General features: G+C 70.8%; 15 protein-coding genes and 1 pseudogene. 12 read left to right on the forward strand and 4 right to left on the reverse strand.

All coding sequences use genetic code 11. The features are described 5' to 3' along the window. Positions 1–224: 224 nt before the first annotated feature. From NFX44_RS28940 to NFX44_RS28950, 3 genes and pseudogenes are all read right to left on the reverse strand, one after another. Positions 225–614: pseudogene (locus NFX44_RS28940) on the reverse strand (DUF4291 family protein); the annotation flags it as partial. 264 nt (positions 615–878) lie between these two features. Beyond that, the gene (locus tag NFX44_RS28945) at positions 879–2,024 is read right to left on the reverse strand and encodes a hypothetical protein (protein ID WP_262286771.1); all 1,146 of its coding nucleotides are present in this window, start codon (positions 2,022–2,024) and stop codon (positions 879–881) included. After that, complete coding sequence (locus NFX44_RS28950) at positions 2,021–2,593, reverse strand: RNA polymerase sigma factor (RefSeq protein ID WP_262286772.1); 573 nt, start codon at positions 2,591–2,593, stop codon at positions 2,021–2,023. The genes NFX44_RS28945 and NFX44_RS28950 overlap by 4 nt, the downstream gene beginning before the upstream one ends. A 323-nt stretch (positions 2,594–2,916) precedes the next feature. Here NFX44_RS28950 and NFX44_RS28955 point away from each other — a divergent pair, with 323 nt between their 5' ends. Next, positions 2,917–3,039 (forward strand): hypothetical protein, encoded by a 123-nt coding sequence (locus NFX44_RS28955; protein ID WP_262286773.1) that lies wholly within the window; start codon positions 2,917–2,919, stop codon positions 3,037–3,039. A 4-nt stretch (positions 3,040–3,043) separates the two neighbouring features. On the opposite strand, the gene NFX44_RS28960 is transcribed toward NFX44_RS28955, so the two are convergent. After that, entirely contained in the window at positions 3,044–3,511 is a 468-nt protein-coding gene (locus NFX44_RS28960) for a hypothetical protein (protein ID WP_262286774.1), read from the reverse strand. A gap of 137 nt (positions 3,512–3,648) precedes the next feature. On the opposite strand from NFX44_RS28960, the gene rhaI reads away from it, so the two are divergent. The 11 genes from rhaI to NFX44_RS29015 all read left to right on the forward strand — a co-directional run bounded on the left by rhaI (position 3,649) and on the right by NFX44_RS29015 (position 15,657). Further along, positions 3,649–4,815 carry an L-rhamnose isomerase gene (gene rhaI, locus NFX44_RS28965; protein ID WP_262286775.1) on the forward strand — a complete coding sequence of 389 codons (1,167 nt, stop codon included), beginning with the start codon at positions 3,649–3,651 and terminating at the stop codon, positions 4,813–4,815. Between the two features lie 28 nt (positions 4,816–4,843). Continuing rightward, positions 4,844–5,059: a LuxR C-terminal-related transcriptional regulator gene (locus NFX44_RS28970; RefSeq protein ID WP_262286776.1), complete on the forward strand. Its 216-nt coding sequence runs from the start codon at positions 4,844–4,846 to the stop codon at positions 5,057–5,059. Between the two features lie 560 nt (positions 5,060–5,619). Next, the gene (locus NFX44_RS28975) at positions 5,620–6,411 is read left to right on the forward strand and encodes a DeoR/GlpR family DNA-binding transcription regulator (RefSeq protein ID WP_262286777.1); all 792 of its coding nucleotides are present in this window, start codon (positions 5,620–5,622) and stop codon (positions 6,409–6,411) included. Then, positions 6,408–7,904: a rhamnulokinase family protein gene (locus tag NFX44_RS28980; RefSeq protein WP_262286778.1), complete on the forward strand. Its 1,497-nt coding sequence runs from the start codon at positions 6,408–6,410 to the stop codon at positions 7,902–7,904. Before NFX44_RS28975 ends, NFX44_RS28980 begins: the two co-directional genes overlap by 4 nt. A 72-nt stretch (positions 7,905–7,976) precedes the next feature. Further along, positions 7,977–9,011 carry an autoinducer 2 ABC transporter substrate-binding protein gene (locus tag NFX44_RS28985; RefSeq protein ID WP_262286779.1) on the forward strand — a complete coding sequence of 345 codons (1,035 nt, stop codon included), beginning with the start codon at positions 7,977–7,979 and terminating at the stop codon, positions 9,009–9,011. A gap of 105 nt (positions 9,012–9,116) precedes the next feature. Further along, a complete protein-coding gene (locus NFX44_RS28990; protein WP_262286780.1) occupies positions 9,117–10,652 on the forward strand; it encodes a sugar ABC transporter ATP-binding protein in 1,536 nt (511 codons plus the stop codon). Next, positions 10,649–11,650 (forward strand): ABC transporter permease, encoded by a 1,002-nt coding sequence (locus NFX44_RS28995; RefSeq protein ID WP_262286781.1) that lies wholly within the window; start codon positions 10,649–10,651, stop codon positions 11,648–11,650. Before NFX44_RS28990 ends, NFX44_RS28995 begins: the two co-directional genes overlap by 4 nt. Then, positions 11,647–12,735 (forward strand): ABC transporter permease, encoded by a 1,089-nt coding sequence (locus NFX44_RS29000; RefSeq protein WP_262286782.1) that lies wholly within the window; start codon positions 11,647–11,649, stop codon positions 12,733–12,735. Before NFX44_RS28995 ends, NFX44_RS29000 begins: the two co-directional genes overlap by 4 nt. After that, the gene (locus NFX44_RS29005) at positions 12,732–13,502 is read left to right on the forward strand and encodes a class II aldolase/adducin family protein (protein WP_262286783.1); all 771 of its coding nucleotides are present in this window, start codon (positions 12,732–12,734) and stop codon (positions 13,500–13,502) included. Before NFX44_RS29000 ends, NFX44_RS29005 begins: the two co-directional genes overlap by 4 nt. Then, the gene (locus tag NFX44_RS29010; RefSeq protein ID WP_262286784.1) at positions 13,499–14,212 is read left to right on the forward strand and encodes an HAD family hydrolase; all 714 of its coding nucleotides are present in this window, start codon (positions 13,499–13,501) and stop codon (positions 14,210–14,212) included. Before NFX44_RS29005 ends, NFX44_RS29010 begins: the two co-directional genes overlap by 4 nt. After that, complete coding sequence (locus tag NFX44_RS29015) at positions 14,209–15,657, forward strand: FGGY-family carbohydrate kinase (RefSeq protein WP_262286785.1); 1,449 nt, start codon at positions 14,209–14,211, stop codon at positions 15,655–15,657. The genes NFX44_RS29010 and NFX44_RS29015 overlap by 4 nt, the downstream gene beginning before the upstream one ends. The last annotated feature ends 30 nt before the right edge of the window (positions 15,658–15,687 follow it).

The raw sequence follows: 15,687 nt of genomic DNA on the forward strand, positions 1-15,687 counted from the left end.
CGACGTCACAGTCCGCACGCGTATCGCAATCGGACATGCCGCAGCCAACCACGGCTACTACGGACGACGCGAACACTGGCGCCGCGGTCAAGGACCGCCTCAAAGAGCAGGCGCCGGTCATCCATCAGTGGTCCGCCTGCGCCTCGACGCGACAACGGCTCGATCGGCCAAGGTCACCTGCCCGGATCTGCCGCGACGGGGCGTGTCGGCCGGCGGCACGGCGGTCATGGTCCGTGCTGTTGCTCGGGCACTTTGCCGATGGTGACGCCCGGGCTGGCGTTGAGACCGGCGGCGATCTGGTCCGGCAGCGGGTAGACGTGCTCGACTGGCAGTTGAGCTACTGCCGCCTGTTCGTCGCCGCTGCGCAGGAGGTTCCGGACCTGGTGCACCATGGGGGTGATGTCGGTGATGGCAACAATCCAGGCGTCGACGTACCGGTCGACGGCCTCGCGGGACAACCCAACCTGCAGTGACCGGTACGGCAACGCCGTCAGGTGCAGTGGCCGTTCGGGATCCCACTGCACTCGGACTCGGCTGGTCTTCAGTTGCCGTGACCAGGTCGCCTTGTCGCCGTGCAGTTTTCGGTCGTAGTGACTAGAGCAGTGTGGAGCGATCTATAGAGCAAGCGTGACCAACGCGATCCGCACCGCCGTCGACATGGTCGACCGCCGCTGCCGGTGCTCATGCTGGTCAAACCCCAGGGTGCGACCTTCGGCCCAGATGAGCGAGCCGAGGTCGTCTCGATCCTGACTTACATGGTCGTCAGTTAGCTCCGGGAGCACCGTGCGGGCCGCCTGAGAAAGACGGCCCGCACCGTTACCGAACGCCGGGTGCGTTACGCCCCTCTGCCGGAATGCTGGTGGGTGGGAGTTGCCGGCCTAGAGGTGGGCCGTCGTCACCCGGGAGGATTCGTACGTCGTGGAGGCCTGGGGAAGGCCCGGCACGGTGGATACGTCCTTGACCGGCATGCCGGTCTTGGCGTCAATGGTCAGCACCTCTCCGCCCTCGCCGCCGAACAGCTGGGGCCCAGCGGTGATCGTCAGCGTGGCCTTGCCGTTGGTGGTCGAGTTCTTGACGCTGACCGCAGAGATGGTGGACAGCAGACGCAGCACACCGGCCCGGACCTGCGGGTTGCCGCTGCCGGCGGACAGCGCTTCGGTGCTGTACGTCCACAGGGCGTTGTCGAAGTGCTGCTGGACGGCCTCGAGGCTGTAAGGCTTCGGCTTGGCGTTGCCGCCCTTCTGCTTGATGATCGCCTGGGCGGCCGCCTGCTCCTTGTCCCACTCCGCCTTCTGCGCCGCAGGGTCGAGGCCGACCAGCGGGTCCTTGGCTGCTTTGAGTATCTGGGTGCGGCCGTCGGCCGGGCTGCTGTCCGCCGCGGCGACGGCCGCCTTGAGGAGCGGAGCGTAGCCGCCGGCCTTCATCTGGTCCTGGTGGCGGGTGATCGCACGCTTGATGTCCGTCACGCTGTTGCCCGTGTAGATCGAGCGACCGTCGGTGTACAGCGTGTAGACGACCTGCATGGTCTTGGTGCCGTGGACCTGAGTCGCTTTCACCAGCCACGCGTCGCCCGCCGACGGGGTGGCCGTCTTGATGGACCCGGCAAGAGTCATCAGCGGCGCACGGTCGGCGGACCCGTCGACGGTGGCCGACTCTGAGGCGGGGGCCGGCGAATCCTTGCCGGCCACTGCGCCCCCGGTCGCCGACGAGTTGAGCACCACAGCGACGACCGCCGCCGCCGCGGCAACCCCCACCCCGGCGCCGATGCCGAACCGGCCCGCAATACTGATCCCGCGGCGGCGCTGAATCGCCGGGCTGGAATTCTGTTCCCGCGTGGTCGTCGTCGTTTCCATGGTCGAAGTCGTCTCCATAGTCGTGTCCTCCGCTGATATCGCGCCCAGCAGCCGCACGGTTCCGGGGTCGGCCATCGCCGCCCGCAGCACCGCCCGCGCCCGCTGATACGCCTCCGGGCGCAGTGGTTCTGCGCTGCCCAACTCACCGATCAGATCGAGTTCGTCGGTCATCGGTGTCTCTCCTTCGCGCTGTTGCGATCCTCCAGAAGCTCGGACACCCCCGGCGCGTCGCGCAATGCCGTCCTGGCCTGGCTCAGCAGTCGCCGCGTGGTGCCGGCCGGCATGCCGAGCGCCCGCGCGGCGTCGGCTGCGGTCAGGTCCTCCCAGGCGACGAGCCTCAGGACCTCCCGCTCTTGGGGTTTGAGCCGCATCAGAGCCGACCGGAGTACCGCCCGGGTGTCCACGCCGAGGTCCACCGCAGACCACGGATCCCATCCACTAGCCAGGTCCGTCACGTCTCCGATTAAGTCCTCGGCCGGCCGGGACCGCCAGTAGCGACGCAAGCGATTCAATGCCACCCCGTACAGCCACGGCCGCGCGTCGTCGTACGACTGGTCGTACGTTCGCCGCGACTCGAACGCCGCAACCCAAACCTCGCCCAGCAGGTCCTCGGCCGCATCGCGCCCTGCCCGGCGAGCGAGGTACGAACCGACGGCGGCCTCGTGACGCTCGACCACCTCCACGAAGGCGTCGACATCGCCATCCAGCGACCGGCCTATCAACTCCGCGTCCGAAGCCATAGCCCTCCTCTGCAAACTCCGCGCTTCCAACCTGACATTGCCAATCGGCCCGGGAAGTGTTCAGGCGCCAAGGCGCCAAGGCGCCAAGGCGCCGAGGTCCGAGGACGAACGGTGTTGTCGCCGTGCCGGCGTGGGCGAGCGGATCCCACAGGACGTGGTGCGCCGGGTGTTTCCGCGCCATCATGAGCAGGCACTGGCCGGTGGTGATCCGGCGCTGCAGCCGAGCGAAGCTGGTCCGCCTCCGCTCCCACACGATCAGCTCGCCGTTCATCTTGGGTCAGCCGATCAGATGGCGGGTTGTGCGGCGATGTCGCGTCATGGACATGTCCATGACGTTGCTTGCCAACGTGCTCAACTACGTGCGGCCGTTTCCGTTTTCACGTGAGCACGTCCAGGCGAGCAGCCCAGAGGCGCCAGCCGGCATCGACGGCCAGACCCTGTGTTGAGGCGTCAAGGAACGGCTGGCGGCGGGTGGGGCAGCGGGTGGGCGCCTTCCGGGCGAAGGCCGTCGAAGATGATGGCAAGGTATCGCCGCCACAGGTCGGACGGGGCGTCCGGCACATAGCTGGTGACGTAGTTGGGTGCGCACATCAGCAGGATGACGTCGGTGCCGGTGACGTCGGCCCGCACGGCGCCGTGCTCACGAGCCCGATCGACAAGCAGATGCCTGGGGTGTGGCGGGTCCGGGAAGTGACTTTCCGAAGTGTCGATCTCGGGGTTCAGGTCGGCCGCGCTGGATTGCAGAGTCGCCCCCGCATGTCCTCCCGGGACGAGAGCGGTGACATCGAGGCCGACGACAGCGATGGTGTTGTTCTGGCCGGCAGGCATCTGGCGCGCGGACTCGTTGCGGACGTAGCCGAGTTGGGCGATGGAGTTCCGGACGCGCGTGCCCGGTAGTGGCGATGTGAGCCTTGACACGTACTCGAACTTTGGCTTAGTTTCCCAGAACAGGCCACATTGAAACGATTCAGCTCGCCCGGGTGTCGCTCGCTATTCGCGTACGAGCCCGCCTACGACGGGGCCTCTGACATCTGAGATAGATGGGAGCAGTACTGATGACCGACCGGGCAGCGGTGACGGCGGCCTTGCGGGCGCAGCGGATCGAGACGCCCTCGTGGGCCTACGGCAACTCCGGCACCCGCTTCAAGGTGTTCGCCCAGGAAGGCGTGCCGCGAAACGCGTACGAGAAGGTGGACGACGCCGCGACGGTGCACCGGTTCACCGGCGTGGCACCGAGCGTGGCGCTGCACATCCCGTGGGACCGGGTGGACGACCACGCCGACCTCGCCAAGCACGCGCAGGAGGTGGGGATCCGGCTGGGCGCCATCAATCCGAACGTGTTCCAGGAGGACGACTACCGCCTGGGCAGCGTCTGCAACCCCGATCCGGCGGTGCGGCGCAAGGCGCTGGACCATCTGCTGGAATGTGTGGAGATCGGTGTGGCGACCGGCTCGACGATCCTGAGCCTGTGGTTCGCCGACGGCACGAACTATCCGGGCCAGGACAGCATCCAGGCCCGACAGGACCGGCTGGCCGAGGCGCTGGCGGCGACGTACGCCGCGATGCCCGCGAACATGCGGATGCTGCTGGAGTACAAGCTCTTCGAGCCTGCCTTCTACACCATGGACGTCCCGGACTGGGGCACGTCGTACGCGCACTGCCTGACGCTGGGGGAGCGGGCCCAGGTACTGGTCGACACCGGACACCATGCGCCCGGGACGAACATCGAGTTCATCGTGGCGTTCCTGCTGCGGGCGCGACGGCTCGGCGGTTTCCACTTCAACAGCCGCTTCTACGCCGACGACGACCTGATGGTCGGCGCGGCCGACCCGTTCCAGCTGTTCCGGATCATGCACGAGATCGTGCAGGCTGGCGGCCTGGACCCGGAGGCCGACGTGGCGTTCATGCTCGACCAGTGCCACAACATCGAGCCGAAGATCCCCGCGATGATCCGGTCGGTGCTGAACGTGCAGGAGGCCACGGCCAAGGCGCTGCTGGTCGACTCCGACGCGCTGCGCGTGGCCCAGGAGAACGGGGATGTGCTCGGTGCTAACGCAGTGCTGATGGACGCGTTCAACACCGACGTGCGGCCGCTGCTGGCCGAGGTGCGCGAGGAGATGGGGATCGACCCGGACCCGATCGCCGCCTACCACCGCTCCGGTCATCACGAGCGACTGGTCGCCGAGCGCCGCGGCGGCGCTCAGGCCGGCTGGGGCGCCTGACTGGTACGACCCGAAAGGGGTGCGGCAGGTGAACCGCGTTGCCGAGCCACGTCCTGAGCTGTCCGACGAGGACGTGGCTCTCCTCTCCCTGCTCGCCCGGGGACTGTCGCTGGAGGCCGTCGCCCGCCGGCTGGAGACATCGGAGCGGACGGTGCGCCGCCGGACCCGGACAATCTGTGACCGGCTGGGGGTGAATACGGCGATCGAGGCGGTGGTCTGGGCCGCGCGGCGCAGTCTGATCTGACCCCGCGACCGGTGGCCCGATGCGTTCGCCGCCGGCCGCGGTCGAGCCCTCGCGCCCGACGCGGCTGGCCGGATCCGGACACGGGTTGCATCGACGTTTCCAGCGGCACCACCGGCAGGATCGCCGTCCTCGCCGACGGGCCGACGACGGTCACTGTCGCGGGGCGGCCGGCCTGGCACGGCGACAGCCAAGGCGTACGGGGCACACGGCGACGGCCGGTATGTCTACCCACCGGCGTGCCCGCCGGAGCCCACACGATCAGCGCTCACCCCGCCGACGACTGACACCGCCGCAACCTGGGCCCGCCGACCGTTGCCATTGGACGGCGGGCCGCCGGAACGTCGTCGTCCGAAGCCGTGGGGCGGGCTCTGTTCCACCACCGTCACTTCTGGCGCGGCACGGTCCGCTCGCTGTTGCCCCGGCGCGGTAACCGAACCGAAACCGAAACCGAACGTGAGTCAATCGAAACTGTTACGACAGCGACTTCTCTTTCCTTTATTGACCGTCCGGCTGAGTGTGTCTAGCGTCACCTCACCACCGCAACGGAGGGATCGCGGACCATGCCGGGGATTGCCGAGCACGAGCGCCAGCAACACGTGCTGCGCCTGCTCGACGGCCAGGGCCGGGTCAGCATCGGGGACCTGATCGAACGGTTCGGTGTCTCAGCCGTGACGATCCGCAAGGACCTCGAATCGCTCGAACGGCGCCGGCTGCTGCGGCGCGTCCGCGGCGGCGCCGTGCCCCACGACGGCGCCGACGAGGGCGCCTTCGAGATGCGACTGCGTCACAGCGAGGCTTCGAAGCAGGCGATCGCCCGCGCCGCTGCGGCGCACGTCAAGGACGGCGACGCCATCTGCCTGGACTGCAGCACGACCTGCTACTACCTCGCGGTGGAACTGCGGGCCCGGCGCGGCCTGGTCGTGGTGACCAACGGGTTGCGCGCCGCCGACGTGCTCAGCGAGTCCGACGCGATCACCGTCGTCGTGCTCGGCGGCACCGTACGCCGCTCGTCCCAGTCCCTCGTCGGTGACTTCGGCGACGACCTGTCGTCGCGGGGCCGGCTCAGCGTCGGCTTCTTCGGGCTGCGGTCCCTCAGCCCCACGCACGGGCTGATGGAGCTGAGCCTGGAGGAGACCACGGTCAAGCGGCGGCTCGCCGCGGCCTGCGACCGCGTCTACGGGCTCTTCGACTCCTCGAAGCTCGGGCGCTTCGGCCTGCACCCATTCGTCGCCACCGATCACCTCACGGGTCTCGTCACCGACGACGGCACGCCGGACGACGTCGCACGACAGTGGTCGTCCCGGGGGGTGCCGGTGGAGCGCGTACCTGTCACCAGGGGAGGAGAATCATGAGCCGCCGCCGCTGCGTCGCCGTGGACCTCGGTGCGGAGAGCGGCCGCATCGTCGTGGGCACGTTCGACGGGCGGCGGCTGGAGACGGAGATCGTGCACCGCTTCCCGAACCAGCCGCGCGTGGTCGACGGGCACCTGCGCTGGGACATGACCGCGCTGTGGCACGAGATCCTGGCAGGCCTCGGCCGCGCCGGAGCCGCCGGCCGGGTCGACTCGGTGGGCGTGGACACCTGGGGGATCGACTACGGCTACGTGGACGAGCGGGGCGACCTCGTCGCCGACCCGGTGTCGCACCGGGACGCCCGTACGGAGGGGATGCTCGCGGAAGCCACGCGGATCGTCGGACGCGACCGGCTCTACGGCAGCACCGGCGTCCAGCTCATGGAGATCAACTCCGTCTTTCAGCTCCTCGCCGAGTCCAGCGCCGGCGGCCCGCCGCCGCAAGCCCGCCGCCTGCTCATGATGCCGGACCTGTTCCACCACCTGATGTCCGGCGCCACCGTCGCGGAGTTCACCGCCGTCAGCACCACCGGGGCGTACGACGTCGCGGGCCGGGCCTGGGCCTCCAAGCTCCTCGAGGATCTCGGCCTCCGAACCGACCTGCTGCCCGAGGTGGTCGACGCCGGCACCGACCTCGGTCCGGTCCTGCCACCGCTGGCCGCGTTGCCCGGCCTGGCCGGCGCCCGGGTCATCACACCCGGCAGCCACGACACCGCCAGCGCCGTCGCGGCCGTGCCGTTCGACAACCCGTACGCCGGCTACATCTCCTCCGGCACCTGGTCGCTCGCCGGCGTCGAGCTCGCGCACCCCGTGGTGGACGAGGGCTCGCGCGAGGCGAACCTCACCAACGAGGGCGGAGTGGCCGGGACGGTCCGGCTGCTGCGCAACGTGATGGGGCTCTGGGTGCTGCAGGAGTGCCGGCGCCAGTGGGCGCGGGAGGGCCACGACATCGACTACCCGGCGCTGGTTGCCCTCGCGGCCGAGGCGCCGGCGGCGCGCAGCGTCGTCGACGTCGACCACCCCTCGTTCGTACGCCCCGGCGACATGCCCGCGCGGATCCGCGCCTACTGCCGGGCCACCGGCCAGCCGGTGCCCGCCGGCATGGGTGAGGTCGCCCGGTGCGTCCTGGAAGGCCTGGCCCTGCGCTACCGCGTGGCCTTCGAATCGATCGTCAAGGTCACGGGACGGCCGATGACCGCCGTACACATCGTTGGCGGTGGATCCCGCAACGATCTGCTCAACCAGTTGACCGCCGACACCACCGGACTACCCGTCCGCACGGGGCCCGTCGAGGCCACCGCCATGGGCAACCTGCTCGTCCAGCTCATGGCGCTCGGCGAACTCACAGGACTGGAAGACATACGAGAGGTGGTCCGACGCGACGACCACGGTCGCCTCGTCGAACCGCGCGACCCCGCCATGTGGGGGGAGCACTACACCCGATTCCGCGACGTCGTCGCGTCGGTTTCGCCCGGGCAAGACCTGGTCGAGTAACCATTCCGAATCCGCCGCCCCGAGGCGGCATCCTGCACCCGCCGGGCGGGGGCAGGCTAGAGAGGAGTATCCATGCGGATGTCGAAGAGGGCGACGACACTGCTCGCCGTCGGGCTCGTCGGCGCGCTCGCGATGGCCGGCTGCAGCAAGAAGGGTGGCGGCAGCGGGTCGTCGAGCGAGTCCGGCGGCACCCAGAAGCAGATCAGCGTCGCGTTCGTTCCGAAGCTGCAGGGCATCCCGTACTTCGAGGCGATGAACACCGGCGGCCAGAAGGCCGCCAAGGACCTCGGTATCAACTGGATCTACAAGGGGTCCACCACGGCGGACCCGGGGGCGCAGACGGACATCGTCAAGTCCCTGATCCAGCAGAAGGTCGACGTGCTCGTCGTCGCACCCAACGACCCCGACTCGATGGCGCCGGTGCTCGCCGACGCGAAGGCCAAGGGCATCCACGTCATGACGTCGGACACCGACGCGCCGAACTCGGTGCGCGAGGTGTTCGTCAACCAGGCCAACACCGACGGTATCGGCCAGGCGCTCACGGACTCGCTGCTGGAGAAGATGGGCGGCCAGGGCAAGTACGCCATCGTCTCCTGCGGCCAGACCGCCGCGAACCTGAACGCCTGGATCGATGTGCAGAAGAAGTACACCGCGGAGAAGTACCCCAAGGCGCAAATCGTCGACACGGTCTACGCGGGCGAGGACGAGGCCAAGGCGGTCTCGATGGCCAAGGACCTGATGAACGCCCACCCCGACCTGACCGGCCTGGTCGGTGAGTGCACCAGCTCGGCGCCGGGCGTCGCGAAGGCCGTCCGCGAGGCCGGCAAGGTCGGCAAGGTCTTCACCGTCGGCCTCGGCACCCCGCAGGCGATGAAGCCCTACCTGGCCGACGGCTCGTCCAGCGCGGCGATCCTGTGGAACGTGGAGAACCTCGGCTACCTGACCGCGTGGGCGGGCAAGCAGCTCGCCGAGGGCAAGACCCTCGCGAGCGACAACCAGGTCAGCAGCGACCTCAGCGGCGTCAAGTACTTCAGCGACAAGAAGGAACTGCTGCTCGGCGACCCGCTGCGGATCACCAAGGACAACGTCGACCAGTTCAACTACTAGCAGGCGCGGCGGGTCGGGCCCTCGGCCCGGCCCGCCCCACCGGAGGCCAGCATGACCACGGCGGACACTCGGCCAGGCGCGACCGCGTCGGCGACCGCGCCCCCGGTGCTGAGACTCACCGGCATCGACAAGCGGTACGGCGGCGTGCACGCATTGCGTGGCGTCGACTTCGAACTCGCCCGCGGAGAGGTGCACGCGCTCGTCGGGGAGAACGGCGCGGGCAAGTCGACGCTCATCAAGATCGTCTCCGGGGCGGAGACGCCGGACGCCGGGCGGATCGAGATCAACGGCGAGACAATCGCCACGGGCAGCACCACCTCGGCGCTCGGCGCCGGCATCGCCACCGTGTACCAGGAGCCGCAGCTCTTCGGCGAACTCACCGTGGCGGAGAACGTCTTCATCGGGCGGGAACGGCGGCGGGCCGGGATCGTCCAGCGCGGCCGCCAGCACGAGGAGGTCGTCGCGCTCCTCGAACGCATGGGCCTGGACGCCGCGGTCGCCGACGTCCGGGTGGCCGACCTGTCGGTCGCCGAGCAGCAGCTGGTCAGCATCGCCAAGGCCTTCGCGAGCCAGCCGCGGATCCTCATCCTCGACGAACCCTCCGCCATCCTCACCGACCGGGAGATCGAGACGCTTTTCGCCGCGGTCCGCGGGATGCGCGACAGCGGCGTCGCGGTCATCTACATCAGCCACCGCCTCGACGAACTGGCCCAGATCACCGACCGCGTGACCGTGCTGCGGGACGGGCAGGTGGTGGCGAGCCGACCCACCCGGGAGCTCACCGTCCGCGCCGTCGCCGAGCTGATGGTCGGGCACAAGCTCGAAACCGGGCAGGTGACACGGACCGTGGCCGACGCCGAGCCCGCACTCGCGGCGTCCGGCCTCGGCCGCCAGGACGTCTTCGCCGACGTCGATCTGGCAGTGCGGCCCGGCGAGGTGGTCGCCCTTTACGGCCTGGTCGGCTCCGGGGCCGCCAGCATCGCCCGGGCACTGTACGGGATCGATCCGGCCGACTCCGGTGCCGTCCGGATCAACGGCCGCGGCGTCGCGCTCAAATCCCCCGCCGACGCGGTACGGCACGGCATCACCATGCTGCCCGCCAACCGGAAAGTGCAGGGCGTCTTCAGCTCCAAGAGCATCGCCTTCAACATCTCCAGCGCACACCTTCGACTGCTCAGCCGCGCCCGCCTATGGGTCGACCGCGGCCGCGAGCGGTCCGTCGCGCAGGACTTCATCAAACGCATCGCCATCAAGGCACCCGGCCCGGCGACCCTCGTCGGCAACCTCTCCGGCGGCAACCAGCAGAAGGTCGTCCTCGCCCGCCAGCTCGTCGAACGGCCCCGCATCCTCCTGCTGGAGGAACCCACCCAGGGTGTCGACGTGGGGGCCAAGGACGAAATCCACCGAATCATCGTCGAGCTCGCCGACGCCGGCAGCGCCGTCCTCGTCGTCTCCTCCGACCTGCCGGAGGTCCTGCAGCTCGCCGACCGGGTGCTGGTGGTGCGCGCGGGACGGATCACCGCCAGCTTCGACCGCGGTGCCCGTCAGGCCGACGTCCTGGCCGCCGCCGCAGGCGACGACGGATCGGATCGGGCGTCGACACCAGGCGGCGACTCGACGACGGAGGTGGGAGCGGCATGACCGGACTCGTCCAGACCGTACCGCTGCGCCGGCGGCGCCCGATCGCCCGCGCGGTCGAAGGCCAGGAACTCGCGCTCGTCGTCGTCATCGCGGCCCTCTGGCTCGCTTTGTCCGTCGGTACGAGTACCTTCCTCACCGGCTCGAACCTGCGCAACATCCTGTTCGCCGTCGCGGCGACCGCGATCATCGGCATCGGGATGACGCCCGTCATCGTCACCGGCGGCATCGACGTCTCCGTCGGCAGCATGGCCGCCGTGGTCATGGTGGTGGTGGCCAAGCTCGTCCGCGACGCCGGAGCGCCCGCGCCGCTGGCGGTGCTGGTGGCGGTCGCGCTGGGACTCGCGCTCGGCTGCGTCAACGGGCTGCTGGTCAGCCTCGGCGGCATCCACCCGATCATCGTCACGTTCGGCACCCTGAACGTGTTCCGCTTCGTGGCGCTGCGCATCTTCGAAAACAAGCAGGTGGCGGGCGTGCCGGACACCCTGGGGTGGTTCGGCGGCGGTCAGGCCGGGCTCGGCCTGCTGGGCGTGCCGCACGCCTGGTGGCTCGCCATGGTGCTCGCCGCACTCACCTGGTGCTACATGCGCTACTGGGCGACCGGCCGCCACTGGTACGCGATCGGCAACGACGCCGACGCGGCCCGTCTCGCCGGCGTCCGCGTCCGCCGACGCATCGTCTCCGCGTACGCCCTGACCGGCTTCTTCGTCGGGCTGGCAGCCTGCGTCCTGGTCGGCAGCGGCGGCCTGGTGCAGCAGAACGCCGGCACCGGCCTGGAATTGCAGGTCATCGCCGCCGTCGTGATCGGCGGGACGAGCATCCTCGGCGGCCGCGGCACCGTGCTGGGGACGCTGCTGGGCGCGCTGCTGGTCGGCACCGTGACCAGCGCTATCACCCTGCTCGGCTGGCCCAGCGAGCTGACCGAACTGTTCATCGGCGCGTTCATCCTGGTCGCGGTTGGCGTCGACCTGGTCCGTGAGCGCCGCAGGAGGGCACGATGACGACCAGAACAGCCGAACCGGAACAGCTCAAGGACGACAAGACCAAGCCGGCCCCGACCGGTGCGAGGATCGCGAGCGCACTGCGATTCGTGCTCTCCGAACGGGTCGCGCTGCTGAGCGTGCTGCTCGTCATCGTCGTGGTGTGGTTCTGGTACCTGGGTCGCAACGACTACCTCGTCGCGCCGTACGACGCCGACTACCTCGCCTCGGCGCTGGAGACAATGGTCCCGCTCTGCCTCCTCGGCCTCGCCGAGTTCATTGTCATCGTCTCCGGGCGCGGCGGGATCGACCTGTCCGTGGGATCGATCGTCAGCCTCTCCGGGATGGCCTTCGGCTTCATGGTCGGCCAGTGGGGGTGGCCCGTCCTCCCCGCGCTGGCGCTGACCGTCCTGGTCGGCGGGGTGCTCGGCGCGGCGAACGGGCTGCTGATCGCGTACCTCGGGTTCCCGGCTTTGATCGCCACGCTCGCCACCTACTACGCGTACGGGTCGCTCGCGCTGGTCAGCAACGACCGGGCGCCGATCTCCACCAAGCCCATCCAGGACCTGCACTCCCTGACCCGGCCGCTCGACCTGCCCGCGGTGCCGGACCTGCCGGCGCAGATGCTGACCTTCCTCGTGCCGTGCGTCCTCGTGGTGTGGCTGGTGATCAACCGCAGCACCTACGGCCGCAAGCTGTACGCGATCGGCACGAACGACGTGGCCGCCCGGTTCGCCAACCTCAACGTCCGGCAGACCCGCTTCCGCGCCTACGTCGCCTCCGGCCTGCTCTCCGGGGTGGTCGCCGTGGTCACCGTCGCCCAGTTCGCCTCCGCCCGCCCCGACGCGGGCAGCGTCGGCAACGGGATGGCCCTGCCGGCCATCACCATCGCCGTGCTCGGCGGCGTGGCGATCACCGGCGGCCTGGGCCGGGTGGCCGGGGTGGTGATCGCCGCCCTGCTCATCGTCTGGCTCAACGCCGGCATCCTGCTCGCCTTCGAAGGCTCGGACGGCAGCCAGTTCCAACTCCTCGCGCTCGGTGCCGTCCTCGTGCTCTCCGCGCTGCTCAACGCGATCACCCTGCGCCGCCGCGGAGGTGTGCGGTGAGCGTGCGCAGCGACGCGGGCGCCGTCCCCACCGAGCTGGTCGACCTGACCCTGCGCATCGGCGACCCGGCCCGGGACCTGGTCAGCCTCGCCGAAGGCAACACCTCGACCGTCGCCGACGGCGAACTGGTGGTCAAGGCGAGCGGCGCCCGGATGGACCGGGCGAAGACCGAGGACTTCGTGGTCGTCGATCTCGACGCCGCAGCCCGGGTCCTCGGTGACCCCCGCGCCACGCAGGACGAACTCTCCGCGCTGCTGGCCGTGGCCGACGATCCGCGCGGGCGGCGCGCCTCGATCGAGACGCTCGTTCACGTCGCCGCGGTGCACGCCGGCGGAGCCACCTGGGTCGCCCACACCCATCCCACCGCGATCGTCGGGCTCGTCTCGATCGAAGAGGGGGAACGGCTGTGGCAGGCGCCGCTCTTCCCCGACGAGGCCGTGGTGGTCGGCCGCCCCGCCTGGGTCGACTACCACGAGCCGGGCCTCGCGCTCGGTCGCGCCGTGGCCCGCTCGATCACCGAGCACGCCGAACGGCACGGGGCGCCGCCCCGGCTGGTGCTGCTCGGCAACCACGGCATGGTCGCGCTGGGCCGCTCGCCCGAGGAGGTCGAGGCGGTCACCGCGATGGCGGTGAAGGCCGCCCGCACCCGCGCGCTGGCCCACGCCGTCGGCACCCCCCGCTACCTGGACGCCGCCGGCGGGAACGCGCTCGCCTCCCGCGCCGACGAGGTCGCCCGGCGCGCCCTGCTCGCCGGGAAAACGGTATGACCCGGACGGACCCGCCGTTCGCCGGGCGCACCGTGCAGGCGGTCTTCTTCGACATCGGCGGCCCGATCTACGACGACGAGAACTTCGCGACCGCCGTGCTGGCGGCGCTCGACGACCTGCTCGCCGAGCAGGGCCGGCCGCCGGCCGACCGTGCCCGGTTCCGGGCCGTTTACGACGGCGTACGGGCAGCGCAGTCCGGGTCACTGCGGCGCGCCCTCGCCGCGGAGTTCCTCGGCGACGAGCGGCGGCGCGACGACCTGCACGCCCGTACCCGGCGGTACTGGCGGCACGGGCCGGGCAGTCTCCACCCCGACGTGCTGCCCTGCCTGCGGGCCCTGCACGGACGGGTACGCATCGGAGTGCTGGCCAACCAGGAAGCCGACGTCCTCGACGCGCTGCGCCGCGACGGCGTAGCCCCGTTCATGCAGGTCTGGGCGGTCTCCGCGCTGGTCGGCCACGAGAAGCCCGACCCGGCGCTGTTCGAGTGGGCGGTCAAGGAGGCGGGAACCAGTCCCGCGAACGCCGTCCACGTCGGCAACCGCCTCGACACCGACGTTCGGCCCGCCCGCGCCCTCGGCCTCGCAACGGTCTGGGTGCTGCGCGGCGAAGCCCCTCCGGAGCCGACGGCCGAGCAACTCGCCGAGCCCGACGTCGCCGTCCACGACCTGCGTACGCTTCCCCGGCTGATCCTCGGGGACGGGCGCGCATGAACGAGGTGGTCATCGGCCTGGACGTCGCCACCGCCGACGTACGCGCCGTCGCGGTCACCCCCGCCGGGAACGTGGTGGCGCGGGCGGCGCAACCACTTCCGCCGCCGGAGCGGACCGCTAACGGACGCGCTGAGCAGTCGCCGGTCCACGCCGACGTGGCGGTGGCGGTCCTCGCCCGGCTCGGTGCCGACCTGCGCTGCCCGGTCCGGGCAGTGGCGGTGACCGCAACCTCCGGCACCGTCGTTCCCTGCTCGGACGACCTCGCCCCGGTCGGACCGGCCCTGCTGTACAACGACCGCCGGGCCGGGCGGCCGGGAGCCGGGATCGATCCTGGGCTGGTGGCGGCCGCGCCGGCGCTCGCCCGCGTCGCGTGGCTGCACCGGCACCGGCCCGCGCCCCGCTACCGGCACGTCAGCGACCTCGTCGTTGCGCGGCTCACAGGCGAGGACGTGCCCACCGACACCAGCCACGCCCTCAAGACCGGTGCCGACCCGCAGACGCTGCGCTGGCCCGCGTACCTGCTCGACGCGGCGGAGGTCCCGGAATCGAGGCTGCCGCGCCTGGCGTCGCCCGGAACCCCGGTCGGCGGCCTCTCGGCGGGCACCGCGTCGGCGACCGGCCTGGCCGCCGGTGTACCGGTGGTGCTCGGGATGACCGACGGATGCACCGGCCAGATCGCGGCGGGCGCCGTGCGGGCTGGTGACACCGTCGGCGTGCTCGGCACCACGCTGGTGGTCAAGGTGGCCGCTCCGCGCCGGGTGGCCGACTCCGCCCTCGGTGTCTACAGCCACCTCGCGCCGGACCGCTGCTGGTGGGCCGGGGGAGCGAGCAACGCCGGCGCCGGGGCGCTGCGCGACGCGTTCCCGGACGCCGACCTGACGGCCCTAGACCTCGCGGCCGCGGCGCACGGGCCCGCGCGGACGCTGCGCTACCCCGCGCCGGGCCGCGGCGAGCGGTTCCCGTTCGTCGCGCCCGACGCCGGCGGACCGCTCGACGAGGAGACCGCCGACCCAGGCGAGCACTACCGCGCGCTGCTCGATGGCGTCGCGTACGTCGAACGGCTGGCCCTCGACGTCCTCGCCGGGGCCGGCGCTGCCAGCCGCGGCGCGGTGCGCGCCGTCGGCGGCGGTAGCCGTAGCCTGCCCTGGCTGCGGATCCGGGCCACCGTGCTGGGCCGTCCGCTCGTGGTACCGGCCGAGGCATCCAGCGCCTTCGGCGTAGCCGTCCTGGCCGCGTCGTCCGCCGTGCACTCCGATCTGGCCGCGGCCGTCGACGCGATGGTGACCCTCACCCGCACGATCGAGCCCGACCCCGCCGAGAAAGCCCAGCTCGACGAGGGATACGCCCGGTTCGTCGACGCGCTCGTGCGCCGCGGCTGGCTCTCCCCACACCCGACCACCACCACGCAGGACCGAAGGAACTCCCCGGAGCAGATTGAGGTATGACCGTGAACAGCACCCGAGATGACGTTCCCG

Source organism: Micromonospora sp. MA102 (assembly GCF_025460765.1).
GTDB lineage: Bacteria > Actinomycetota > Actinomycetes > Mycobacteriales > Micromonosporaceae > Micromonospora > Micromonospora halotolerans.

Bases quoted from the DNA above. Each gene is read 5' to 3' on its own strand.
- NFX44_RS28945 (WP_262286771.1), bottom strand. From the start codon at position 2,024: ATGACCGACGAACTCGATCTGATCGGTGAGTTGGGCAGCGCAGAACCA.
- NFX44_RS28950 (WP_262286772.1), bottom strand. From the start codon at position 2,593: ATGGCTTCGGACGCGGAGTTGATAGGCCGGTCGCTGGATGGCGATGTC.
- NFX44_RS28955 (WP_262286773.1), top strand. From the start codon at position 2,917: ATGTCCATGACGTTGCTTGCCAACGTGCTCAACTACGTGCGGCCGTTT.
- rhaI (WP_262286775.1), top strand. From the start codon at position 3,649: ATGACCGACCGGGCAGCGGTGACGGCGGCCTTGCGGGCGCAGCGGATC.
- NFX44_RS28975 (WP_262286777.1), top strand. From the start codon at position 5,620: ATGCCGGGGATTGCCGAGCACGAGCGCCAGCAACACGTGCTGCGCCTG.
- NFX44_RS28980 (WP_262286778.1), top strand. From the start codon at position 6,408: ATGAGCCGCCGCCGCTGCGTCGCCGTGGACCTCGGTGCGGAGAGCGGC.
- NFX44_RS28985 (WP_262286779.1), top strand. From the start codon at position 7,977: ATGCGGATGTCGAAGAGGGCGACGACACTGCTCGCCGTCGGGCTCGTC.
- NFX44_RS28995 (WP_262286781.1), top strand. From the start codon at position 10,649: ATGACCGGACTCGTCCAGACCGTACCGCTGCGCCGGCGGCGCCCGATC.
- NFX44_RS29000 (WP_262286782.1), top strand. From the start codon at position 11,647: ATGACGACCAGAACAGCCGAACCGGAACAGCTCAAGGACGACAAGACC.
- NFX44_RS29010 (WP_262286784.1), top strand. From the start codon at position 13,499: ATGACCCGGACGGACCCGCCGTTCGCCGGGCGCACCGTGCAGGCGGTC.
- NFX44_RS29015 (WP_262286785.1), top strand. From the start codon at position 14,209: ATGAACGAGGTGGTCATCGGCCTGGACGTCGCCACCGCCGACGTACGC.